The 22,932-nt window shown below is 30.5% G+C and carries 25 protein-coding genes and 1 pseudogene; all 26 read right to left on the bottom strand.

Annotation, left to right across the window (positions count from 1 at the left end; genetic code table 11):
* Positions 1 to 6: 6 nt before the first annotated feature.
* Positions 7 to 708, bottom strand: coding sequence for a hypothetical protein (locus BX659_RS16785; protein ID WP_097019437.1), 702 nt, complete (start codon positions 706 to 708; stop codon positions 7 to 9).
* A complete protein-coding gene (locus BX659_RS19150) occupies positions 701 to 877 on the bottom strand; it encodes a hypothetical protein (protein WP_172432003.1) in 177 nt (58 codons plus the stop codon). The genes BX659_RS16785 and BX659_RS19150 overlap by 8 nt, the downstream gene beginning before the upstream one ends.
* Positions 877 to 1,395 (bottom strand): hypothetical protein, encoded by a 519-nt coding sequence (locus tag BX659_RS16780; RefSeq protein WP_097019436.1) that lies wholly within the window; start codon positions 1,393 to 1,395, stop codon positions 877 to 879. The genes BX659_RS19150 and BX659_RS16780 overlap by 1 nt, the downstream gene beginning before the upstream one ends.
* A complete protein-coding gene (locus BX659_RS16775; RefSeq protein ID WP_097019435.1) occupies positions 1,395 to 2,321 on the bottom strand; it encodes a hypothetical protein in 927 nt (308 codons plus the stop codon). The genes BX659_RS16780 and BX659_RS16775 overlap by 1 nt, the downstream gene beginning before the upstream one ends.
* A 66-nt stretch (positions 2,322 to 2,387) precedes the next feature.
* Positions 2,388 to 2,672: a hypothetical protein gene (locus tag BX659_RS16770; protein WP_097019434.1), complete on the bottom strand. Its 285-nt coding sequence runs from the start codon at positions 2,670 to 2,672 to the stop codon at positions 2,388 to 2,390.
* A gap of 21 nt (positions 2,673 to 2,693) precedes the next feature.
* Positions 2,694 to 3,779: a hypothetical protein gene (locus tag BX659_RS16765; protein ID WP_097019433.1), complete on the bottom strand. Its 1,086-nt coding sequence runs from the start codon at positions 3,777 to 3,779 to the stop codon at positions 2,694 to 2,696.
* A 29-nt stretch (positions 3,780 to 3,808) separates the two neighbouring features.
* Complete coding sequence (locus BX659_RS16760) at positions 3,809 to 4,240, bottom strand: hypothetical protein (RefSeq protein ID WP_097019432.1); 432 nt, start codon at positions 4,238 to 4,240, stop codon at positions 3,809 to 3,811.
* A 75-nt stretch (positions 4,241 to 4,315) separates the two neighbouring features.
* A complete protein-coding gene (locus BX659_RS16755) occupies positions 4,316 to 4,951 on the bottom strand; it encodes a hypothetical protein (RefSeq protein WP_097019431.1) in 636 nt (211 codons plus the stop codon).
* 128 nt (positions 4,952 to 5,079) lie between these two features.
* The gene (locus BX659_RS16750) at positions 5,080 to 5,457 is read right to left on the bottom strand and encodes a hypothetical protein (RefSeq protein WP_097019430.1); all 378 of its coding nucleotides are present in this window, start codon (positions 5,455 to 5,457) and stop codon (positions 5,080 to 5,082) included.
* Positions 5,450 to 6,511: a hypothetical protein gene (locus BX659_RS16745; RefSeq protein ID WP_097019429.1), complete on the bottom strand. Its 1,062-nt coding sequence runs from the start codon at positions 6,509 to 6,511 to the stop codon at positions 5,450 to 5,452. The genes BX659_RS16750 and BX659_RS16745 overlap by 8 nt, the downstream gene beginning before the upstream one ends.
* Positions 6,511 to 7,041: a hypothetical protein gene (locus tag BX659_RS16740; RefSeq protein ID WP_097019428.1), complete on the bottom strand. Its 531-nt coding sequence runs from the start codon at positions 7,039 to 7,041 to the stop codon at positions 6,511 to 6,513. Before BX659_RS16740 ends, BX659_RS16745 begins: the two co-directional genes overlap by 1 nt.
* A 427-nt stretch (positions 7,042 to 7,468) precedes the next feature.
* On the bottom strand, positions 7,469 to 9,013 hold the full coding sequence (locus BX659_RS16735; protein WP_097019427.1) for a hypothetical protein: 1,545 nt from the start codon (positions 9,011 to 9,013) through the stop codon (positions 7,469 to 7,471).
* 461 nt (positions 9,014 to 9,474) lie between these two features.
* Positions 9,475 to 9,783: a hypothetical protein gene (locus tag BX659_RS16730; protein WP_097019426.1), complete on the bottom strand. Its 309-nt coding sequence runs from the start codon at positions 9,781 to 9,783 to the stop codon at positions 9,475 to 9,477.
* 8 nt (positions 9,784 to 9,791) lie between these two features.
* Complete coding sequence (locus BX659_RS16725; protein WP_097019425.1) at positions 9,792 to 10,853, bottom strand: ParM/StbA family protein; 1,062 nt, start codon at positions 10,851 to 10,853, stop codon at positions 9,792 to 9,794.
* 279 nt (positions 10,854 to 11,132) lie between these two features.
* On the bottom strand, positions 11,133 to 12,059 hold the full coding sequence (locus BX659_RS16720) for a hypothetical protein (RefSeq protein WP_097019424.1): 927 nt from the start codon (positions 12,057 to 12,059) through the stop codon (positions 11,133 to 11,135).
* Between the two features lie 100 nt (positions 12,060 to 12,159).
* Positions 12,160 to 13,350: a hypothetical protein gene (locus tag BX659_RS16715; protein WP_097019423.1), complete on the bottom strand. Its 1,191-nt coding sequence runs from the start codon at positions 13,348 to 13,350 to the stop codon at positions 12,160 to 12,162.
* Between the two features lie 44 nt (positions 13,351 to 13,394).
* A complete protein-coding gene (locus BX659_RS19525; protein ID WP_258176155.1) occupies positions 13,395 to 13,523 on the bottom strand; it encodes a hypothetical protein in 129 nt (42 codons plus the stop codon).
* Between the two features lie 154 nt (positions 13,524 to 13,677).
* On the bottom strand, positions 13,678 to 14,046 hold the full coding sequence (locus BX659_RS16710; protein ID WP_097019422.1) for a hypothetical protein: 369 nt from the start codon (positions 14,044 to 14,046) through the stop codon (positions 13,678 to 13,680).
* 850 nt (positions 14,047 to 14,896) lie between these two features.
* Positions 14,897 to 15,814 (bottom strand): DUF4268 domain-containing protein, encoded by a 918-nt coding sequence (locus BX659_RS16705; protein ID WP_097019421.1) that lies wholly within the window; start codon positions 15,812 to 15,814, stop codon positions 14,897 to 14,899.
* Between the two features lie 68 nt (positions 15,815 to 15,882).
* Positions 15,883 to 16,956 (bottom strand): restriction endonuclease subunit S, encoded by a 1,074-nt coding sequence (locus BX659_RS16700; protein ID WP_219884437.1) that lies wholly within the window; start codon positions 16,954 to 16,956, stop codon positions 15,883 to 15,885.
* A complete protein-coding gene (locus BX659_RS16695; RefSeq protein ID WP_097019419.1) occupies positions 16,934 to 18,844 on the bottom strand; it encodes an HsdM family class I SAM-dependent methyltransferase in 1,911 nt (636 codons plus the stop codon). The genes BX659_RS16700 and BX659_RS16695 overlap by 23 nt, the downstream gene beginning before the upstream one ends.
* Positions 18,845 to 18,902: 58 nt before the next feature.
* Complete coding sequence (locus BX659_RS16690) at positions 18,903 to 19,805, bottom strand: tyrosine-type recombinase/integrase (RefSeq protein ID WP_097019418.1); 903 nt, start codon at positions 19,803 to 19,805, stop codon at positions 18,903 to 18,905.
* A 195-nt stretch (positions 19,806 to 20,000) separates the two neighbouring features.
* Positions 20,001 to 21,104, bottom strand: a complete 1,104-nt coding sequence (locus BX659_RS16685) for a GerAB/ArcD/ProY family transporter (protein WP_097019417.1) — start codon at positions 21,102 to 21,104, stop codon at positions 20,001 to 20,003.
* Positions 21,105 to 21,219: 115 nt separating this feature from the next.
* Positions 21,220 to 21,384 carry a hypothetical protein gene (locus tag BX659_RS19145; RefSeq protein WP_166667972.1) on the bottom strand — a complete coding sequence of 55 codons (165 nt, stop codon included), beginning with the start codon at positions 21,382 to 21,384 and terminating at the stop codon, positions 21,220 to 21,222.
* Positions 21,385 to 21,518: 134 nt separating this feature from the next.
* Positions 21,519 to 22,559 (bottom strand): lysylphosphatidylglycerol synthase transmembrane domain-containing protein, encoded by a 1,041-nt coding sequence (locus BX659_RS16680; protein WP_097019416.1) that lies wholly within the window; start codon positions 22,557 to 22,559, stop codon positions 21,519 to 21,521.
* Positions 22,560 to 22,572: 13 nt separating this feature from the next.
* Positions 22,573 to 22,932 (bottom strand): annotated as a pseudogene (locus BX659_RS16675) (sodium:calcium antiporter); the annotation flags it as partial.

Genomic DNA, 22,932 nt, shown 5'->3' with positions numbered 1-22,932 from the left:
CTCCTACTAAGTAAGACCTTTTAATTTTGCTGTTACATTACTAGAATTTGAACCAGTAATTCTGATTGCTTTCCAAGCAAAATTAATCTCATAGATATTAGTACCAGCAGTAGAAAAGACTAAAGGACTCTCTTCAGGCTCATAAAAATCACTTCCCTCTGGTGCAAATTCTAGACTAATATCAATAGCACCAGTAGTCCGCAGATATAAACTTGTATTTCTCCATTGATATTCCTCACTAGCAGTAAAGGCTTTTCCTGCTGAAATATCCTCATTATCTGCTAAAGTGTAGTTAGGACTAGCACCTAAAATCTCTGTTAAAGCTACATCTAGATTAAGAATGTTTTGAGTTATATCAGCACCAGTCAGATATTGATTCCCCCACTTAACTATATCTACAAAGGAAGCACCTGCATTAGCATTAAGAATTGCTAGTTTAACATCCTCAGGTGGAGTGTAAGCAGCTATGGGAGCAGTTACATCAATATAGGTATTTCCGTTACCTGCTATTTCATAAACAGCCCCTGCCCTTTCACCAGTTATAAATTGTAGTAAGTAACCATTAAATTGGTCTGGTTGAAAATATCTATCTTTCAGCCTAAATCTAGTTGTTGTAGAACCACTACCAGTAGTAGCAGTATCTATTACATTTCTAGTCCAACCTGATAAGACCTTAGCAAAATCATTAAAAGCCATTCCATTACTCATTGGAATCCACCTCTACTATCTTGCAAGCTCCATAATCAGCATTTTTATCATAGCTACTAATCATAGGTAAAATACAACCAATGTTATTAAAATTTACTTTAAGATTTCTATTTCCTTCATTATCAACTTCTAAGATAGTTCCATGAGCTTGGCATTTATATCGTTTCATTATAAACCACCAACCCTAGTTGCAAAATCTCTAATAGCATCAAATTGACCTGTAAAGAGTGGATTTAATACCTGGTCAAAAAATGATTTATCTATACTTAATAACTCTGCATCCTCTGTAAATTCAGCAGCATAAGCACCGTTATTAATGATTGTATGTTTGATTTCATTTTGAACATAAGGAAAGTAGATAGAATCTACTGAAATATCCCTTGTTAGTGGTACTTGATTATAGACTGTATGGACTCCATCTATTGTTAAGGATACTTTTAAATCCTTATCATGAATGTCCGTATAGATTCGGTCAGTAGCTATATATTTAAGGACTCTGCCTTCTGGTGGGGTTATTATTTGAGTTGTGGTTGTACCTAGTGGAGCTGAAACTACAATTCGCTTAAAACTGGTTCTAATATAACCTCTATTTTGGGCTGAGATAACAGCTTTTAAGAGTAAATCTTCATCAATAGGCAGATTAAAAATACCTAAATTTCTTATATCCTCTAAAGTTCCATTAGGCATTAGAAAACACCACCTAAGACCTGATTTACAAACTCTTGACTAAATTCTGACCTATCAACTAAATTCCATCTTACTTTAAGAATATCATTGAGCCTTATTCTAAGTAAATTAACTCTGATATCAGCATTTGATAAAGAATTATTAGCAATTGCTCTAAGCCTTAACTCTCTTGTTGCTGGAATCCACATCTTAATCTCTTTATTTAAATCATTGATAACACTAGGCAATAATGTAATATAACCATTATCATCATCACGATCTATTATAATTCTAAAATTATCGGCTATAGTAAAGGGAGTAGCTCCTACTGAGGTTAAAATTAAGGCTTCATTACTTCTAACTGTAATATCTTCAAATACAGCACCATTACCTGTTGTTGGTACTGAGCTAATACGTGAGCTGACAGTATAGGAATCTATAATACTATACTCTCTTTCAAACTTATAATCATAAGGTAGAGGAATATTACCCATCTCTAATCTATCTCTAATCTCTAACTCTTCATTGATTCTTTCCTCTTCTGAGCTTAGATTTATACCATATTTAAGTTTATCAGCTACAGTTAACTTATCTACCAATACACTAAAATAAGTCCTAAAATCGGCTTTAGTAGTCCCTGTAGCGGTATTATAAAGGCGATAAGTAAGATTATCTGTAGCAGAGATACTAAAGTCCATAGTCTCATTATCAACAGCACCAGCTCTTCTTTCTAATGAAAAATCATCACCAGTTACTGTATATCTAATATCTGAATCTCTATCTAAATATAAATCCCTTAATTGTAATAATCTGTCCTTACCAAATCTTCTTAAATCTAAGGGAATTGGACTTGCTTCACTACTCGGAGATATATCTCTAATTTCAGTTGCAGGTAATATCTCTGGAAAGTATCTAACTGTTCTAATATCAGCCACACTAATTGTCATAATCTATGCTCCTTTCTTAATAATCACCTAGCTAGAAAGAATCTAGCTAGATAATTATCTATTCTCTTATTCTGGAAGTAATTTGCCACCCTCTAAGACACCTCTGACAATAATTAAGTTTTGGTCTGTAATAGCATCTCCTAATTGAAAGGTAGTCTCAGAATTTAGCCATGCTTCACCAGCACTAGGAGCAGAATCTACAATAGTCTTACTTACAGGTGTAACATCAGTACCACCTGAGTAAGACCCTACATCTACTACAATCACACTATCAAGTTCAATAAAATTAACTGGTAGATCAATATCAGTTGTAGCAGCAGTAGCAGTTGGATATAGTGTATATTCAACCATTAATCTTCACCCCCAAATTAATTAAATCTTTCCTCCTAAATCAATCTCAGTACCTAATAAAGCTACAGTTACACCATCAGTAGGAATTGATGTCCCATTATCCTGCATCTTAACCACACCTTTTTCTCTATAAACAATCAAATCATTAATAGAGAATTGAGGAATTGGTAAATACAAAGGTAAGTCAGCAGGAAATTCAGGAGTACCTTTACCAAACAGAATAGGATTTAAATTTTCAGTTACAGTAAATCTATCGGCTGGTCTTTCTTCCCCATCTAAATCAAACCAAATATATCTTAGGTTAGTATGTGATCTTGCTCCAAGACCCCTTGCTACAAATAATTTATTCTCTACATCATAACCAAACCTTAAATCTTTATTGTTATCCTCTACATTCTGTAAATCAAATCTAAATTCATAAGGAGTATTAGCAGTAGTTGCACTAGAGTTAGTTGCAAATCTTAAAAATGGATTGATTGAAGGCTTATCTTGGTCAACTCCACCAGGTAATAAGCTCCAATTATTAATACTAATTTCAGTTTCAGGAAAGGGTACACTAATATCTCTTCCTGTTCTAGTATCCCTAATTGTAAAATTACCTGGCATAGTTCGAGAAGGAAACCTCTGTAACATAGCCGAGTCATACTTATAACCCCAAACTCTAACCCGATAATCTGCTGTTACATTAGAGCTTCCTGCCTTAGTGATAATTGTTATCTTATTACCAGCTTTAAAGGTTGTATTACTCAAAGCAGGTACAGGATCACGTAAAGAATCAACTATATTCTTCCCAAAGAATATAAACTCTGTATTACTATCATTCATCAAAGTATGTCGACGAACTGGATTAGTAGCTCTATCATCTCTTCCCGACATATTGACTAAATTTTGTGTGCTTTTACCATCAATGACTAAATAAACACTATCTAAATCTTCTGTTGTTCCACCAGATACAGGGCTTACAATTTCCACGTAAGCTATCTCTGCTACTTCATCAGCATCAAGCTCACCATTTCCAGTAGCAGCCGCAGGTTGATATAATGTACCTGCATTTTGTGTGCCTGTATGAAGAAAATCAGCAAGTATGCTTAATTCAGCTAAAGCCATATATTTCACCCCTTTTCTATTTTCTAAATTTATAATTCAACTATATTATTAGAACTAGAAGACCTTCTTCTACTTTGATTAGATACTGTTCTATTTGGTGTTCTTTTTACTCTAACAGGATTATTAACTCTCACAACATTTGCTGCTCCACCACTTTGGGTCTGTCCACCAGCAGGATTATTTCCTATTAATCCTCCTAATAATCCCATTTCAACCAACTTACCACCTGTCCAACCTAAAGAACCACCAGCTAAACCATCACCAAAACTCTCCATCATTCTTCCTTGACTAAACATTGAAGTAGCTATCCCAGCTGCTGCTACACCAGCACCAAGTAAGATTGGCATAGTACCTCCTAGAGCTTGTTGCCCTCCTAATCTATTCTCCATAACCTCTAATAATAAACCAGAACCAGCAGATGTACCTAAGAAAACTGCATTTTCAGTAGGTGTTCTAGGCATAAATCAAACCTCCTTAAAGTTTTTATTCTTACTCAGGGTTTAGTAAATACCCGCCCCTTTAATATATCTATATTATTAGTCATTAGGATTAAATTCCCTAATTGTCAATAAAATTTGAGGAATTACTATCACCCCTGCTATAATCCAGAGGGCATTAGGGACTCCTAAAGTACTATTCTCAGTTATTCCTGTTAGCAGGTTATTAAAAAAAGATTGTTTCTCTTCTTCTATCTCTCTAACTTCTCCCACACCAGACTCATTATATTTATAGACTTGTATGTCATCTACTAACCAGTCAGCAATAGGATTATTTAGTTCAATTATCCCCAAAGAATGAACATCTTTAGAAGCTAATAACTTTTCAAGACCTGCTCCAAAATCTTCAACAGAAGTCTTAGCCCGCCATCTAATAATCAATGAATTTTCTTCAAAAGAAACATAAGGAATATTTTGCTCCCATCGCTGAAGATTAGAATAAATTCTTTCAATCTTATCATTTAACTTATTAGCTACTGAACCAAATAATAAAGCTATATATTTCTGCTCAGCAGGAAGCCGAGGATAATTAATAGCTCCATAATAGGTAGGGACTAAATTAATTAACTGTAATTCTACTGGCTCTCCTCTTTCAAATCTGTTTACAATAATTTCAGAAATTTGCTCAATGGTTATCCCACTAATAACAAGTTGTCTATTATCAAAGACAGCCATAGTTCACCACCTTTCTATTAATAAAAGAAACCACCTGAATATTAGATTCTAGTGGTTTCTTAGTTGATTTATATATGAAATTTGAAATTATATGTTATTTGATTTAGTACCTGTATTATTATGATGAATTAAAATAAATCCCCAACTCTTACTATTAGTATATTACTCCCTCTGGTTAATAATTCCTGAACAAACTCTTTATCTAAGTCAATAATTCTTTTATATTTAGGATATTGTTTAAGCTTTAAAATAATATCCTTAACTGCTCTATTTTGAACAACAGGCAAATAGTTGACTATCATCTGTTTATACTGCTCTGGTATCTTTCTAATTTGATTAGCAGAGACTTGCTGATTGATTTCAGGTACTATATCTTTTCTGGTCCTAATAATAGATTTAAGCTTTTCTATATCTTGCTGCTCTAACCAAGTTATGATTGAATTGCTAACATAATTAATTGAAATATTATAAACTGTTTCTTCTAAAATACCTGTTTGCTTACTCATGTTGAGCTACCTCTTCTTCTGTCTCTTCAAATAAAACTACTCCACACTCACAGACATTAGGGGCATTATCAAAAGTATATGACCTGCCACATTGGCGACATATTAAGTTATTATTAACAACACCACTTGAACCACTCATATTCTGCTTATTAAAAGACTCTTCTTGCTTAGAAGATTGATTACTCTCTTGACTATTATTACTTGCTACTGCCTGTGCTACAGCAGGTAAGACCTGTTGTAAGCTGCCTATAAATACATCCCACTTCTGCAACTTCTTCTCTTCTAATTCCCTTTCTCTTTGTGCTTCTTCCCTTCTCCAATTATCTTCAAGTTCAATCTTCTTTAATTCAATTTGGTGTTTTAAATCTAATTTATTCTTATCTATATTATTACCACCAAAAATCTCTTGTAAAGCATTTAACCGTTCCTTATTATACATTATCTGCTCAAAAGGGTCTGGATATTGAGTATTTAATTTTTCATCAATGGCTTCATTAAGTAACTTCTGAGTAGCAGTTTTAATTGGGTCATTCTTTGATTTAGTATTAGAATTAGAACCATTTTTAACTTCCTTAATTTCATTCTTTAATTCAACGACTAAATCTTTAAAAGAGTCCATCTGCTGTTTTTGATTCTCCATTTGCATTTCAAACATCTTCATCATCATATTCATTTCTTGAGATTTATTTTGTTGATTGACTTTAAGGGCTTTTTCCTCACTTTCTAACCTTCTTTGCCGCTCTTTATCTAAAAGTTGTTGCATAGTCTTAGTTTGCTCTTGATTCACTCCTATTAGCTCAGATAAGGGCAGACCAGCTTCACTTAATTGCTTAAATACATCACCTTGATTATCGTTCCCCTGTAGCTTAACTAAGGCTTCTATTTGATTTTTAACCTTAGTAGATTCAGTTATCTCTTCTAGCACTTTGTCCAGCTTAGAGGAAAAATTATTATCCTGGCTTACATCTCGCTTTCCTTCCATCATAGCACTAATAGCAGCTCCCATATCTGCAATATCCCGATCAAAGATTTTATCTCTATCACTTTTAGCCATCATTCAACCTCCTCTTGATTAGCTGATTGTTGCATAATAGACTTAGCTAATTGGTCACCCCAAGGCAACATTGAATTAGTTACTAATCTAAAGAAGATTGATAAATGCAGAATATATTTACTAAAAGTCTCTTTATCATCTTTAGGATACTTTTTAGGCATCATCCCCATTACTTGAACAAAAGACTCATAAACATAAGGATGAATCTTTACATTGGTCTGTAAAACCTCACCAGTAATAGTTTCAGCATATCGTTTAGGTTCTTCTTTACTAAACTCTTCTTTTTTAACCTTCTCACTTTCACCCTTTTGATTGACTTTGTTCCTACTTTTTCTTTTTCCTTTAGTTCTTCCAGCTTCTAACCATCCTTTATCCTGTGCTGCTTTTTGAGTATCTACCGATTCTCCAATATCATTATTGATTATCTTAGCTATACCATGCTCACCATCGGTTCTTATATGCTTAAACCAATCTAACCAATCACCCTCTACTCCACATATACATAAAAACTTAATCTTAGCTTCTGACAAATAACTTCCCTCCCTTAATACGATAACTATACGTTAGCTATACGTTCTTAAATACGATAATTATACGTTAAAATATACGTCATATTATACGTTATTCAAATAAAACATAATCTATAATACATTAAGAACATATAAACCAATTAATTATCCTTTTAGAAAGAGAATTACCATCTTCTATTCAAATATAACCTAAAAACAACCCTACCCCTCTCTTATAAAGAATATATATGATTTCCTCCACCATTATCTTAAACTAAAACTAACTCATTCCTCTCCTAACAATAATAATTACCATAGACATATAAGACATAGTCAATTATGAACAACTCTTCTCCTCAAAAACAAAACCTTGTAACCCATCTAAAAAAGAATAAAGATAGCATAAAGTCTATATAGGGATTTTGCACCCCCCCCATTTTATTATTTTTTAGGGTGGTGAATTAGCTACTGAATTTGCAAAATTGGCTATCTCCTCTTGAGTTTTAAGTTCCAATAATTCTATTATAGAATACTTACTTCTCAAAGCCTTCACAATGGATTCTAAGACCTCTAAATTGATCATGTGAGGTTTAGCCTTTTTAAGTAACTCTTTAGCTCTATCAAGGATTATGTACTTATGATGATAATGAGCAGAATTATCTAACTGTAAACCAAGATTCTTTAAAATTTTAATAATCTCCGACCAGATCTTCTTTAAGCTACTAGGACTAACTCCAACTAACTGAGCCATCTCTTTGGAAGAAGGAAGGACTTGCACCCCCTTTCTAATCAACTCTAGAGCTTCCTTAACTACTCGCTGAATCATCACTTGCTTAGGTGTATAAATCCCTTTTTTAGCTTTAGGATTAATTTTAATCCCTTCTTTACAGACTGCAAAAAGACTATAATCTGGCTTCACCTCTTGCCCTGTAATGTCGCTGACTAATTGAGCTACTATTTTACTGCTTAAGCCTTTATCACCACGATAAGCCGATTTCAGAACTCCTATAACCTTACTCTTTCTCTCTTTAGGGCAACACTTCTTATTTTGCTTTAACAGTACTTTAATAGCTTCTTCTTGGCTTAAACCATCATACTTACAAGCTAAAGCAATAGCATACTGGGCATAGTTACGATAACCTTCTGATACCCCTTGTAATAAGACCTGAATTTGAGGATGTTCTAGTAATTTGATATCCGTATTAATTTTAATATACTCTTTTTGGTTATTATTCTCATAGCTTCTCTTTAGAATATTAGCTACCCAACTGTCCTCTAATGTCCACCTTCTGTCCTGTACATCCAATACTTCTACTAACTGTCCAGTCTTTTGATTATAAGAGTAAGGTAAACGAGCATAGGTGCTAATATCGGTACTTTTAGTTGTATCTAACTCCCAATCAGGCAGTTGTTCCTGTAACAACTCTACTAAGGCACTCATTACGTTATAATGCCAACTTAGTAACTCTCCATTATTAACTGTTTCCTTCCGATTATCATAAACCCATAAAGGATCAATTAACCAATGGACTTGTAAATGGACATCTGGATTGGTTGAAGTATGTATTAAAGCTGTAGGTTTGGGTATTCCTAAGTCTTGTAGTGCTTGATATAATACTTCTTTAGCTTGATCTGGATCTGTAATTCCATTTGTACCATCAATATCAATGAATAAATCTTGAATCCAAGTACATTTATGAGCATGTTTTCTACTACCACCACTACGGTCATAGTTATTTCCTAAGAAGATATTAGGAGTAAAGTAATTATCAGTCTCTTCAGCAATATAAATCTTGTCTAAATCACTTAAATCTCTTGGCATTTCAGAAAAATCAAGAGCAGCAAAATCAGGATGATTTTTATAGTTATGTCCAAAAACCATTGAAAAGCCTTGAACATTAAATGCTTCTCTACTTTTCTTATCTTTATGGAACTTTTTCTGCTTAGGAATAAATAATTTTATAAATTCTCTAACTTTATCAGATAATGACATGATAATTACTTTCCTCCCTTCTGAAATTGATTATTTTTTGTTTTGGACAAGGAATAATTGTTTTAATCTAGAATATATATATTAGAGCTTGAAAATAAAAAAAGGACTCATAACAGATAGAGTCATTAACTTACTCTACCTCTTACAAGTCCTCTTGTATTCCAATAATTACATTTGACAAGCTTATGCTTTTTAGAGTATAATATTGTCATAAAAAACGTAATATATCGGCGAGATAAAGTGGTTCCAGCACTCTATCTGAAGGTTAATCGGTGGTTCCAGCATCGATTACCCGTCGATTTATTATATATGCCCTACAGGGCATTTTTTTATTTTTTGTCTTAACCTACTAATTCAACAAATAATTATTTAATCCTTTTTTATTTTATATTTTTATTTATAAGGACATCTGTCCACCCTCATCAAAGCTAGTAGCTATAAGGGGGGACAAATGTCCTTATTTACATATTATCAAGCTGACTTAATAAAGAATCCATTGTCTGTGCAGCTTGTTGTGATGTCTCTTCTGGAATAGTCTCCTTCTTATCTTGTGGAGTACTGTTAACTAATTGCTTAATCTTACTTAAGATATCCTCTTTTTCATCTTTAATTTCATTCTGATGTTGATAGGCTATTTCTATCAAATCACGAATAAAATCTGATTTATTTCCTTCATAATTATTCCATTCTTCCTCTACCCACTTTAGCTGTTCCTCACCTAAAGTCCGATTAGATAACTTAACATCAACTCTTAATTTAAAATCACTCATACTCACACCTACTCATTATTTTTTCTATTATAAATATCTTGTCCTCTTAATAGATATCCTAATACATTAGCAGTTTGAGTATTAGACAGTAACTCTACATTAATATCATTAAAAGCAGGATTAATATAAGGTTTAAGCTTTTCACTTGCCCCACCAATGATTAAAATCTTATCTACTAATCCTATAAAATCTCTCCATTTATTACGAGTTTCAAAGGCTATATTATTAGCTGTATTCTCTGAATACTCTTCTACTAATGATGTAATTCCAATTTCTTTTTGATTATATCTGACAGAATCTTGACCTTTAATTACTGCTTCTCTAACTAAATTCTCTTCAAGATTAAGTTTATTACTAACTGATCTAAATACATTAGACATTCCTATATTGATACTATAAGGAGAACCTTCAATAATTCTATTATTATTATAAGCAAAGATATCTGTTGTTCTTCCTCCAATATCTAAAATACCTAATCTGCCTTTTAAACTCTCCTGACCTTCCTCAGTATTCATATAGTACATTAAAGCCCCTAAACCTTGTGGCATTACAATTACATTTTTAAATTCATATCTGATAGTAACAATATTACCTTCTTGATTGGTAATTTGACCTTCAAAAGAATCAGTAAACCTCTTAGTCATAGCTTCTTTATGTTCTTGATAATGTTGGATAGGTAAGCCAATTACTAAGGTATCAATAACTATTTGGTCAGTATTAGGATGTAATACTGATAGTCCAGCCAATAATTTAGCTAATTCACTAGGCTCATTATATTTATCAACGTCATAGTTTGTCCCACCAGTTTCTAATTGAGTAATTACATACTCACCAATCATAAAGTTATAGTAATTATCATCTTGATCCTTTACTTTAATCAGCATAGCTTCTTTAGAGATTGGTTCATTCATTCCAATAGATTTATCGTTAGCTAAGCCCCCTACTGATTCTTTAGCCAATGAGGGATAAATTAACGGTTCCTGATTATTTTCCTGCATTATATTAGTGATTAATTTGCATGAATCGTAACCAGAATCATAACCAGCATACTTAATATTGATTGATTTCATACTCTCATTACCTCCTATGATTTATGTATTACAACCTTAGTATATCATGGTAAGATTGAGTTGTAAACAAAAATATCCGATATTGTCCGATAAAAACGAAATCGATTTGGTAGATTATCGGGCGGTATCGGATTGATAATTTTAAGTAGCTTATTAAATAAAATAATATTACAAAAAGGTGGTTAGGAATATTCCTAACCACCTTCTAATTGATTTTCTAAGACTAATAATATATTACTATCTTATATTTATAAACCTTTGTTCCACCCCTTAAATAAATCAGTTAATGTCATTTAATAGTTTATTTATCTTCTTATACCAACTTTTCGTATGAATAATTCTTTCTTTGTGAAGGTCATTATTAAGTATTTGCCCCTTAGTAAGCTTAGAAATAAACTCCCAATCATTTTCAAGAACATAAGTTGCATTATTTGTATATATGCTTTCAAGCACATAAAGACTCTTATCAATAAAACCATGAATAATATAACCATTAAATCCACCATTTCCAATAGCTGTGAAATCTGGCTCAAACTTATTTATCTCCTCTAAACGCTTCTTTACTACATCTTTATTTGTTCCTTTCGCACGATTTATAAAATTCTTTATTTGGATTTTCCTTTTTTTCCATGGCATTTTCCCCTTAGGAAGTACTTCCCAATTGAGCTTAATTACCTCAGGAATCTTTATAACTTGATTTTTATTATTTAACACCCTACACTCTCCGAAAATTTCCAGAAATAAATTAACTACGTGTACTATTATATCCTTGTTCTCTTGATTAAAAGTAATTTCTGGTGAAATAATTATTAATTTTTTATCTTTTTCTATTACTGTTAATTCCACAGATTGAGGAGGTATAAATGTTCGGGGATATCTTTCATATGCTTTATCAGTAGAATCAGTAACTTCAACAGTTTTACCTCGCCCAGCCCACTGCTTATATGTCCATTCTATCATTCTATAACAAGTTTCCTTTTCTTGATCCCTATGAATTTCATAATCACCATTAGCATTTCTATTAGAGACAGCTCCTACAGTTTTAGGTAAAATTGTATCTCCTGCCTTTATTGGAGTTTTAAATCCGATTTCTACTACTCTATCTTTGAACCGTTCTAAATTATCTATAGCAATTCTAATAACTTCACCTTCGTCAATATAGCTCAACTTTGACAAATTGATTATTCTTGTTTGCTTTATTAACACATCTATCACTCCTTAAAATGATAACTAAGCTTCTAACTGTTTGAATTCAAACAGTTAGAAGCTTAGTTAATTAATCTAATATCTAACTATATCACAACTATTAATCACCAATTACTTTCTTTATAACTTTGTAATAAAGACGTTCTAAATAAATTTTTTCATCAAAGTCTGCTGTAATTTCACTAACTTTATCAAAAGCTTTAATTAAATTCATTGAATTAGGAATTAGTTCTTGGTCATATAGTTCTTCAAATTTTTTCTTTGTTTCAGAGCTAAGTTTGGTTCTCCTTGTTGTAATTTGTCCCATTAGAAACTGTAGTGTATCCTCCGTTAATCTCATACTTTTTATATTGGAAATATAATCTAACATAGAATTTTTATATCCCTCTAGCTCAAAAATATCCTCTATTTTAGATTCTAAATTCTCCACTTTCAAATTATGCATTACTGAGAATAATGAATCTTTAATATCTGGTAATACTTTAAACTCAGCTCCATCATCCACTATTCTATACCTTAAGGCAAATTCTACCTTACCTTTTTTTATCTCACTATTTGAAACTACTGCACTAAAATATACATCCCCTAAACCATCAACCTGTATAGGGTTTTCTTGTTCAAGAAATAATATCATAGCAGAATCACTTATATGAGCTTTATCAAGAATGAAGAACAAATCACTATCTGTTGCATACTTATGCAATGCTAATAAGTATATATACATAACAATATTATTATCATATCTTTTATACTTCATCGAAGTATTAGCTCTTAAAAGCACATCATCATTATATTCTATCAATCTGTATCTTTTTTCAATATCAGTCGACCTACTAAACAAACCATCTATAACATCTTTCAATATATCACGATAATCATTTTGCTTACAGTAATTATATAAGCCACCCATTTTAAATAACTCATTCAGCAGATCATAACTAAAACCATAAACACCTGAAGCTGATATATCATGTTCAGGAAAATAAAGCCTTATTTCTTTATTCTCTTCAAGTCCTATATACTCAACATTTTCTAACTTCTCTATAATATCATATTTATTTACTTTATTATTAATCTCATAAAAAGCAGATAATAATTCACTTATTCCTTTTATCCTTATATTATCTTCTTCATGTCCAAATTTACTAATATCATAACATTCATATACCTTTTTATCTAACTCTCTTTCTCCAATCAAATTTTTTAATTCTTTAAGTTTTATAGGAGTATCAGAATTACTCCTATCTAGTTTTTTACTATTCATATGTTCAGCAATATTTAAATTCCTCATTATTTGTACCTCCTAGAGATTTTATTAATTTTATCCTATTATAATTAGTTAATAGGAATCTTAAAAGCCTTCTTACCATAATTCTTAGCATAATAAGTAGTACCATTAATAGTCATTGAAGCTCTATAAATATACTGTTTCTTATTATCCTTATCTTTCTTATTAGAAGGCATATTTCATCCTCCAGTCTCTAGCAGGGGATTGCTAAACTATAAAATTTATGTTAAAATAAATTGAATGCTTACAAAAATTTTATAGTTTTAGGAACCTGCTAGTGTTCCTTATCTATGTGAACCAAGAGATAGTGCCACCTATCCCTTGGTTATTTTATTTTTGAATAGGATCATTTAAGTTAATAATTAATATTTCGTTATCTTTATCCCACTTAGCTATATATTTTTTAGCACTATCCTCAATAATGTCTTCATCTAATAATTTGCTCTTAATAAACCTAATAAAATCTTTGCTTGTAATTCTGACATTCCCCTGACGTTCTCTACTTATAAACTTTATAACTCCATCTTCTTCTTCTTGCAGAGGTTTAATTCCTAAAATATTATTCTCAGAGTCAATTCCTATTTTTATATATATTGGTTTTCCAAGAACATCTATAGCTCCACTCGAAAAATTAATACCATAATTGGCTATAGAAATCACAGGTGCTCCTGTATCTGGGTCATACCATTGGAATTGCATATTCTATTCACCCCTCTCCTTTTTTTGATATTATTTTATCTATAATAATGTTAACATAAAACGTACCCTTTTTCAAGTTATCTGTAAAATATTTTTCTGTTTGGTTGGTTTATTTACTTTTCATTCGTCGCACCTGTGTTTTTGTTTTGTTCTGTAATATAATAGTTGTTTGTTTTATAACTAAAACTTTATTCTTTTAATAAACTAAATAATTATTCATTGTTTTCTTCAATATATTAGTTTTTAATTATAATCAAGTTATTTATTCTTAAAATTAATCCATTTTTGAGAGCTAAACATTCCTAAAGACGCACATTACAATAAATACCAAATAGCTAACTGTTACAAATTTAAAGTAAATACTCTACAAATACACAACATTTAATTTATAAAAAATAATATCATCTATTTACCCCAAGTATATTTAGCAATATTTCAATAATCGAATAAATAAATATATCTCAATGTTGAAAAATTGATTTTTATTACTCTTTAAATAATGAAAACATCTCTAACTAATATAATTTAAATCAGCAGTATTTTTTATAGAAATAGAATAAATAAAAACATATTAAATGTTACACAATTCAATTAATATAATATCAAAAATCAAACAAAATTAAAACAAAGCCATCTTATAAGACAGCTCTGTTTTAAAACAATTTATAATTTGAAATATTTTATTTAAATCAAATTCCCAATATTTCTTATAAGATTCCTTAATTCCAGAAGGTGGTGAATCTTCATTATAGTAATATAAGTTTACTTTAATCTCTTTATCTTCATAAGAGTATGTATATCCTTGATGGCTATTTAAATATCACTAATAATATCTATCTTAATATCTTTTTTAATATTTACTAAATTCATCTTGAAATAATCTCACTTTTTCTATAAACCAAATAAATGCTTCTTCCCATTTTTCCTTATTATCAAGTATAAATTCTTTAGTTAGCTTTATTCTACTTGCTTTTTTCTCTGGAAGCTCATACCATTCTAGCTTAGAACCAATATTATTTTCAATGCTTTCTTTATGCTCTAGATAACGAAAGAAGGTCTCTTTAGAATCAGAAATATAAATCTCACATGCAATCTCATCTCTTTGAGTATTAACTGTTAATGAAATATGAGCATCTGAAGAACCAAAACTTACATCATACCAATGCTGAGGATATGGATTCCTAAAGTTTATAGTAGAATTGATATCTTTAGAATATTCTTTTAGACTGGTCCAAAACTCTAATTGTAACTTTTTAGTCTCTGTCAATTTAGTAGTTTCAATAGTATTCTTAACCTCTTTATACCAATCATTTGGTTTAGCTATCACATTAATCTTAGGAGCATAATTAGAATCATCAATCTGCCATAATTCAATTTGAATTAAAAAGAAACTTAATTCTCCATCGGTATGTTCATTAAGCCATGAAATAGCCTGTTGATGTTCTTCTAAAGCTTCTTTTACGATCCATATAACAATATTAGCTTCTAACCCTGAAGCATAGGTTATCAACTTTCCAAGATGGTCATGGTCAGTCTTTTCTAGTTGGTTTTCAATAATTATTTTTCTACCTGTATTAGCTTCTTCTGCTAACATATCAACTTTAAATCTACCTACACTTGCTTCAGTTTCTAACAAAGAAATTTCTACCCCAACTTCATCACTTAATAATTCAAGATTATTAGATTTTGACAACCATGTTGTAAAGTCATATGCTTCATGAGTCCAATATTCTCTTAAATCAATTTTCTTTAGCCTTGATAAACCCATATTTACTAACCAACCTCCATTAACTTATTACAATATTAGGTATTTAATATTTCTTTGTTAATTAGCAATTATTCAAATTTCTTTTCTAAATATTGCAGATATTCTTTTATTTTTTTGTACTCAATTTTCTTCATATAGTTTTCCATGTATTTATAATCTGGTTCTCCTGCTTCATTAGTGGGTAGAAGAATCTTTTCTCTTTTCAATCTTTTATCACTAATCTCTCTATTAAAACTATACTTTTCACCTAATCGAGATAATATCTGAGAAATAAACAGATATGAATATTTATTTAAATCATTATTCTTTAAATGAGTAACATGATCACTTGCAACTACCTCAAAGGGTTGATAAAAACAAGAGCCAACACTACCACTATTGGCAAGCGTTAAGCAATTAGAAAAGATTCTTACATCCTCATCATTACTTACATAATCATCAATTCCATTATTTTCAGCAGTTGATGATATATAAGGCATCTTGCCTGGGATATGGTCAGCTTTTTTAAGTCTCTTACCCCTTTGTAGTTTTGGAAATATATCAGGTACATCAAATTCTTTCCATTCTTTTTCTGATAGAGATTTTACTCCTAAATAACTTTTAAGTTTATCAAGTCTTTTTGAAATATAATTCTTATACCTTTTAATTAAGACTTGTTCTTTTGCTTTCATATAGTTTTCCATAAATTCATAGTCTGGTTGTCTATTATCAGAAATAGGAAGAAGGATCTTACTACGTTTAAGCCTTGTTAAAGTTGCACCATTTCCTCCCCAATTAAATTTTTTCATTTGTATTTTCAAAAGTTTAATAATAAATTGAGCATTATATTTATTTAAATTAGGATTACTTAGTATTTGAATATTTTGTCCTGTATAAAACGATTTATTTTGATAGAATACTGTCTGAGTATCTAAACCTATTGTAATTACATTACTTTTATCTTTCTTATATTTTTCCTCTTGCTCACCAATAAATAAATCACAACCATTATTAAGTTCAGTTCGAGTTATATATGGTATAGTTCCGTTTTTCCTAATTAATTTATTTTTATCTATACCACTACTTGTTGAATTAATACTAAAAACATCTGTAAGAAAAAACTCTTCCCAATTTCTATCATTAAGCTCCGTTTTCATCTTCATCATCCTCTACAAATAAATAGCCTCTACTATGGGTAATCATATCAAATTCAAAAGAAAGATAATCTGCCATAACCTTTTCAAAATCTTCTTCTTTTGGAATTTCATCATTAAAATAATAAAAAGAGTGTAACCATTCATCGGTATCTTTAATTTGAGTTTTAACCATAAATTTACTTTCAGCAGGAGCATCATGTAACCAGCAATCTAAAAGGTGAGCTTTTCTTTCTTTAGCTCTTTCCGTTTCCACTAGACCTATATGCTTATTAATTTCAAATCCATCATCCTCAAAATTAATGAATTTACAATATTTCTTCTTAGAATGAGATTTATGTGCAGTAAACACAGCAATACAAGGGTTTGTTCCTACCCCATAAAAAGTCTCTTTATTCAGGGTAATCACCCCTTCTAAAGTATGCTCTTTCAAAATTTGTTTTTTAGCTTGTCTATCCTCTTTTCTCTTTCCAATCATCGTTGATTGGGGAACAATCACAACACATCTTCCCTCTTCAGCCATTCCATCTAATAAATGCTTTATAAAGTGAATCTCTGATAGATGAGCAGTATCCTTTCCTTTGGCTTGAGAATATGGTGGATTCATAAAGCCTATAGTATAATTATCTTTTTGTAAATCTTTAATAGAACGTTTTAAAAAGTCATCACAAATTAAATTACTCTTTCCATCACCTCTTAAAATCATATTAGTAGTAGCGATAGAGAACATATCTTCTCTAACTTCTATACCAAATATCTGATCTTTCTTTATTTTATCCTCATCTTCAGGATTGGCTTGTTTTAACATCTTATGCATTGCTGCAATTAAGAAAGCTCCAGTACCACAACATGGGTCAAAAACAATATCATTTGGTTTTATTTCTACTAAATCACAGAACAATTCTGTTATATGACTTGGAGTTAAAACAACTCCTAATGATTGTCCATCTCCACCACTATAACGAATAAATTCTCCATAAAATCTACCTAATACGTCTTCAACAGTATTATTAGTAATAGAAGAAAGAATATTTTTTTCTAAGAATTCTGCAAAAAATTTCAATGGTGTCTTAGCTAACCGATTATCAATTTGATTAAGAATAGGTCTATCTTTAATAATATTAAATTGGTTAAGAATCCTCTCTTTTTTAGTTTCTGGTTGAACTTTTACCCTCTTCATATGAGTAGAAAGAGCATTAAAGATCTTTTCGCCATCAGTTTCAATCTCATCTCCCGTTAAATCATTAGTAGAAAAAGATTTCTCACTCAATGCCAATAAAATGGCTGAAACAACAAGTGGCTTTTCAGAATCTCCTAATTGCCCATAATTACGAAGGTGTTCATGAAGTATTCCAGATTTTTTTAATATATCTTCTAATTCTAAAGTTTCAACAGGAGTTTGACCACAAACTTGTTCTTTATAATATTTAACTATATTCTCTTCTGAAAAATTCTCAAAGTTTTCAACTTCTTTTAATAATTTATAGTCTTCTTCATCAACAAAAATAGGTCTGATTTTATGATGTTTTTCATCACCAGAGCAACCAAAAGCAAATACCTTTTTAAATTCAGTTTTTTCTACTATCTGCTGTGCATAATGTAAAGCTCCATTTTCAGCATAATTAATTATGGCTTCTGTTTCCATAATTAATTTATCAGATTCTTCATCTTCATATAAAGCTTGTTTATCTAAATCAGCTTTGTCTTCAATTACGATTATAAATTCATTTGATTTACCTACAAATTCAGGAAAACCCACATTACCAGTTCCTTTTTTAGATGCCGTCTTCAAAGCATCTTTAACCTCTTTAATATCACTCCCATTAGGAGTATAATTAATTTTCGTATTATCAAGCAATTTGGCAATAAACAAATCAGTCACTTTTTCATTCACCATTATTTTTTATCCTCCTCTTAATTCACCTTTTAATAAAAATCACTTACATAATTACTTCTTAAAAATAATCTAAACTATCAGTAACTTTCTTCAAATCCTCATCTCTTGGTTCTAAATAGATTTGAGTAGTCGTAACTGCTGAATGTCCTAATATCTTTGCTACATCATTGATATTATGTTTCTCAATCATATCTCTAGCTGCTGTATGTCTGAGAGTATGTATAGTAGCATCTTCAATTTTGGCTTCTTTAAATAGTTTATCTATGTTACTTCGTAAAGTATCATAAGCAATCCTTTGATTTCTATTACTTAAAAACATAGCTTCTTGATTATCAAGTCTAGTAGCTAGATAATTTCTAAGAGCATTGACTGTTCCTTGTGGAATTGGTACTCTTCTATATTTATTACCCTTACCCTTAACTAAGAGTATTCCAGACTTCTCCTTAAAGTCTAAGCAATTTAAACTAATTAACTCCCCAACTCTTAACCCACCAGTCATTAAAATAGCCATAATTGCTCTATCTCTAGAATTACATTCTCGATTGATTACTTCTAACAAGGATCTTTTCTGTTCTTCAGTTAAGGATTTTGGACTATTCTCCTGTTGATCTAGAAAATTAATATCTTTAGCAGGATTATTCTTAATATAGTCTTTACCCACACACATTCTAAAGAAGACCTTTAAAGAAGCCACTTTTCGATTAATGGTACTCGGAGAATAATTCAATTCTTCCTGTAAATACTCCTTATAATCTATAATATCCTGCTTATGAATCATAGCAGGTCTAAAATGGTCAAATTTATTTATTTCAGTCCACCATTGATAAAAAGTCTTTAAATCTTGAAGATAGCTCTTAATTGTATTTTTAGACTTTTCCTGTAACTTTAAATATTCCTTAAATATCTGAGATATCTCTTTAATATCTAAATTAGCCTGATTTTTAAAATTAAGAACCTCCATAGCTACCTCCTTTCCAGCTATTCTTTACTTATCCTTTATATTTATTCTGTGATTATGTCCTTGTTTCCTGCCTATTAACCTCAATTTTACCCTAAAATAAATAGAAAAACCACAGATAACTTTACTTATCTGGGGTTTTTGTAGTTATAAGTCTTAAGAATAAGGAAACTACCTTAGTCGTAAATCTCTTTATTCTTACTTTACTTTTATTAAATTTTCAAACCACGCTATTAGCAATAAAATAATAGGAATTACCATTTGAAAAATTACGTGCATATACTTTATTTTCCTTAAAGTTTGATTATCAAGCCTTGCTATCCAATGATGGAAAGGCACCCCTGTAAAGGGGGCATATAATAAAATCAATAATAATAAAGCAAATAAGATAGTTATTAACGATTTTCTAACTTTAAAGGTATCCGTTACTAAAGATATACTGGCATATAAGAAGAGTACCATCTTATAAAAGCCACTAGATAACAAGAATATTATAACCACTGCATCAGTATTCTTGATAAAACCAACATCAATCATTTGACTTAAAGCCATATTAGCAATATTTATACTTGCCGCCAATTTAGCCCCTAAAACTGCTACCATTACAGCAATTGAAAAGCTTAAAACTAAACCTGCTAAAGTCATACCAAGTAAAGAAAACTTCAATATACTCTTTTTAGATTTTACCATTCTCCATAACCCTAAAAATATAACCATATCACCAAAGGGAAAGATCATCAATTCAGGAACAGCCACCTCCCATAAAGGTTTAAACCCTCCTGCTAGTACTGGTTCTAATCTTTTAAAATCTACTGCACCAGAAAAAAATAGCATTATATATATAACTATTAAAAAGATTATAAATAATACTGTCACAATTTCGGAAACCCTAGCCATTACCTCAAAACCTTTTAAGATCATATAAACCATATTAAACATAAGTAATATAAACAATACTACCATCGAAGACCTTTGTAAAAGGTATATTTGAATAAATTCAATATGGAGGTTAAAATTTAAAATTATAATATATATGAAGTACATTACATATAAAATTATTAAAATAATCCCTAGTTTTTTGCCTAATAAACTTATAATAATATCAGATAAGCTGCTCTCAGGAAATAATGACTGTAACTTAGCATAGATAAAAACCAATAAATAACTAAAGAACATCGCTAACAAAATTGCTAACCAAGCATCCTCCTTAGCTCGATCTACTCCTAAAGAATACAGCCCTGCATTACCTATTATAAAGATAAATGTTAAAGAAAACAGCTCCCATTTTCCTACATAATTCATTTAAGTTCACCTATTATCTTTTATCCATATTATCTACAAAGACAAGGATATATATTATAGTTTTATAATAAAATAACCCCCAAGTTAAATTAACCTGAGGTTTAGTTATTTAAAATTAATGCTGAGCTTGCTCCTTAATTCTTTTTATCTCCTCTTTTGATAACTCAGTAACCTCTACTATATCATCTATATTCATCTTCTTTTTTAATAACTTTTTAGCTGTTTCTAATATAGCTTCTGATTTACCAACTTGATAAAGATTAGTCAACTCTTTAGTCATAACCTCATCACCTCCAATAGTTTCTTTGATATCATCTCTAAAACTTAATTCTAAGTAATTAGGTAAAAGTAGTATTATATCTAAAAACTCAAAGATGTTAAATTAACCTATGCTGTTTTTATTGTAGAACTTATTCAATTATTAGCCTTTAAGCCCTTAAGTCCTAATATTCTTAATAATATTAATCCTCCTAAAATAATAGGTAAATAAAAGGTAAGACTTCTCCACACAATAGCTAATAGACCGAGTAAACTCTTAGGAACAAAACTAGCAAAGAAAGAAGCAAAACCTAATTCAGCTACTCCACTTCCCCCTGGTGTTGGAATATAAGGTAAGATTAAATAAAATATTGTCTGCATTACAAAAGATCTTAAAAAGAAAGGTTTAGCTCCTAATCCCAATAATATTACTGGAGCTATTGTAAAGAATAATCCCCAGAAAATAATAGTACACAAACCTGCCCAAATTAAACTACTCCGTTTATACTTAGTTAATTGCCACAAGCTATTATGAAATTCTTCCATTTCCTGATAGAATTTATCTACTAAACCTTTAGTCTTATCATTTTTCAATAACGAATTCAAAACTCTAATTTTTGTCATTTTTTTAGTAAGATATTTAATATTATCTGGTTGCCAAATAAAATAGATAATAATAACTGAAATTAACAGTACCAATAAAATAGCTAAATTTAAAATCTCAATTGAAATTATTCCAGGCTTAATTAAACTTTTGAATCTTAAAAATAAGATTGGTGCTAAAATTCCAAAGAAAAGAAGTCTTAACACAAACTGAATAATAATTATAGTTGACGATTTACCTAATGAAATACCCTTACGATGCAATAATAAAACTTGAACAGGACCTCCTCCTGAAGCAAAAGGAGTTACATTAGAAACAAAAGCTCCTACTAAAAAAATATCAAAACCTGCTTTTAAAGATAGCTTCTCCTCTAAAGCATTAGCTATTAATTTAGTTCGTAATCCTCCTACAAACCACATCAAAAAACAAATAATTACTGCTAAAACTAAGTAATAAATGTTAACAGCCATTAACTTATCTATTGTATTTTCATCCATTGTTAATATAATTAATAAAATTGAAGCTAGAATACTGACTCCTAATGAAAATTTCAAGCCTGTTTTAACTTTTGATTTATTAAAGCCTTCATTCATAAATTAATCCTCCCTAAACATTAATTCCTAGCTGAAACAATAAATAAGCTCCAAATAAGTAGATAGCAGTAATAGTGATAGAATCCCAACCAATAGTTAAGAAGGTCTTTTTAGAACGATAAAAGAGACCAATGACAGCAATGGCACTCAAGATTAGACCAAGTATAGCCGTTAAAGTATGAGTCAAAGAAACAGCCTTTAAAACACTTCCTCCTCGATAAGCAATATCACTGACAATAATAATTACCATATTAAAGATATTACTGCCAAAGACATTACCTACAGCCATATCATAAGCATTGATTCTAATTGCTGAAATAGATGCAACAACCTCAGGTAATGAAGTAGCAGCCGCCACTAAAATTGTCCCCAT

Origin of the sequence: Orenia metallireducens, assembly GCF_003001995.1 — a bacterium.
Lineage (GTDB): Bacteria > Bacillota > Halanaerobiia > Halobacteroidales > Halobacteroidaceae > Orenia > Orenia metallireducens_B.
The sequence above is the reverse complement of the archived record's forward strand: the minus strand, read 5'-3'. Positions and strand labels throughout refer to the sequence as shown.

What these genes read in the sequence shown, in the direction of transcription:
- BX659_RS16750 (WP_097019430.1), bottom strand. Translation starts at nt 5,457, where the DNA reads ATGAGTAAGCAAACAGGTATTTTAGAAGAAACAGTTTATAATATTTCA.
- BX659_RS16765 (WP_097019433.1), bottom strand. Translation starts at nt 3,779, where the DNA reads ATGGCTTTAGCTGAATTAAGCATACTTGCTGATTTTCTTCATACAGGC.
- BX659_RS16680 (WP_097019416.1), bottom strand. Translation starts at nt 22,559, where the DNA reads ATGAATGAAGGCTTTAATAAATCAAAAGTTAAAACAGGCTTGAAATTT.
- BX659_RS16685 (WP_097019417.1), bottom strand. Translation starts at nt 21,104, where the DNA reads ATGAATTATGTAGGAAAATGGGAGCTGTTTTCTTTAACATTTATCTTT.
- BX659_RS16735 (WP_097019427.1), bottom strand. Translation starts at nt 9,013, where the DNA reads ATGTCATTATCTGATAAAGTTAGAGAATTTATAAAATTATTTATTCCT.
- BX659_RS16690 (WP_097019418.1), bottom strand. Translation starts at nt 19,805, where the DNA reads ATGGAGGTTCTTAATTTTAAAAATCAGGCTAATTTAGATATTAAAGAG.
- BX659_RS16760 (WP_097019432.1), bottom strand. Translation starts at nt 4,240, where the DNA reads ATGCCTAGAACACCTACTGAAAATGCAGTTTTCTTAGGTACATCTGCT.
- BX659_RS16705 (WP_097019421.1), bottom strand. Translation starts at nt 15,814, where the DNA reads ATGGGTTTATCAAGGCTAAAGAAAATTGATTTAAGAGAATATTGGACT.
- BX659_RS19145 (WP_166667972.1), bottom strand. Translation starts at nt 21,384, where the DNA reads ATGACTAAAGAGTTGACTAATCTTTATCAAGTTGGTAAATCAGAAGCT.
- BX659_RS16745 (WP_097019429.1), bottom strand. Translation starts at nt 6,511, where the DNA reads ATGGCTAAAAGTGATAGAGATAAAATCTTTGATCGGGATATTGCAGAT.
- BX659_RS16730 (WP_097019426.1), bottom strand. Translation starts at nt 9,783, where the DNA reads ATGAGTGATTTTAAATTAAGAGTTGATGTTAAGTTATCTAATCGGACT.
- BX659_RS16780 (WP_097019436.1), bottom strand. Translation starts at nt 1,395, where the DNA reads ATGCCTAATGGAACTTTAGAGGATATAAGAAATTTAGGTATTTTTAAT.
- BX659_RS19150 (WP_172432003.1), bottom strand. Translation starts at nt 877, where the DNA reads ATGAAACGATATAAATGCCAAGCTCATGGAACTATCTTAGAAGTTGAT.
- BX659_RS16770 (WP_097019434.1), bottom strand. Translation starts at nt 2,672, where the DNA reads ATGGTTGAATATACACTATATCCAACTGCTACTGCTGCTACAACTGAT.
- BX659_RS16710 (WP_097019422.1), bottom strand. Translation starts at nt 14,046, where the DNA reads ATGCAATTCCAATGGTATGACCCAGATACAGGAGCACCTGTGATTTCT.
- BX659_RS16695 (WP_097019419.1), bottom strand. Translation starts at nt 18,844, where the DNA reads ATGGTGAATGAAAAAGTGACTGATTTGTTTATTGCCAAATTGCTTGAT.
- BX659_RS16785 (WP_097019437.1), bottom strand. Translation starts at nt 708, where the DNA reads ATGAGTAATGGAATGGCTTTTAATGATTTTGCTAAGGTCTTATCAGGT.
- BX659_RS16715 (WP_097019423.1), bottom strand. Translation starts at nt 13,350, where the DNA reads ATGAGGAATTTAAATATTGCTGAACATATGAATAGTAAAAAACTAGAT.
- BX659_RS16700 (WP_219884437.1), bottom strand. Translation starts at nt 16,956, where the DNA reads ATGAAGATGAAAACGGAGCTTAATGATAGAAATTGGGAAGAGTTTTTT.
- BX659_RS16725 (WP_097019425.1), bottom strand. Translation starts at nt 10,853, where the DNA reads ATGAAATCAATCAATATTAAGTATGCTGGTTATGATTCTGGTTACGAT.
- BX659_RS16775 (WP_097019435.1), bottom strand. Translation starts at nt 2,321, where the DNA reads ATGACAATTAGTGTGGCTGATATTAGAACAGTTAGATACTTTCCAGAG.
- BX659_RS19525 (WP_258176155.1), bottom strand. Translation starts at nt 13,523, where the DNA reads ATGCCTTCTAATAAGAAAGATAAGGATAATAAGAAACAGTATATTTAT.
- BX659_RS16755 (WP_097019431.1), bottom strand. Translation starts at nt 4,951, where the DNA reads ATGGCTGTCTTTGATAATAGACAACTTGTTATTAGTGGGATAACCATT.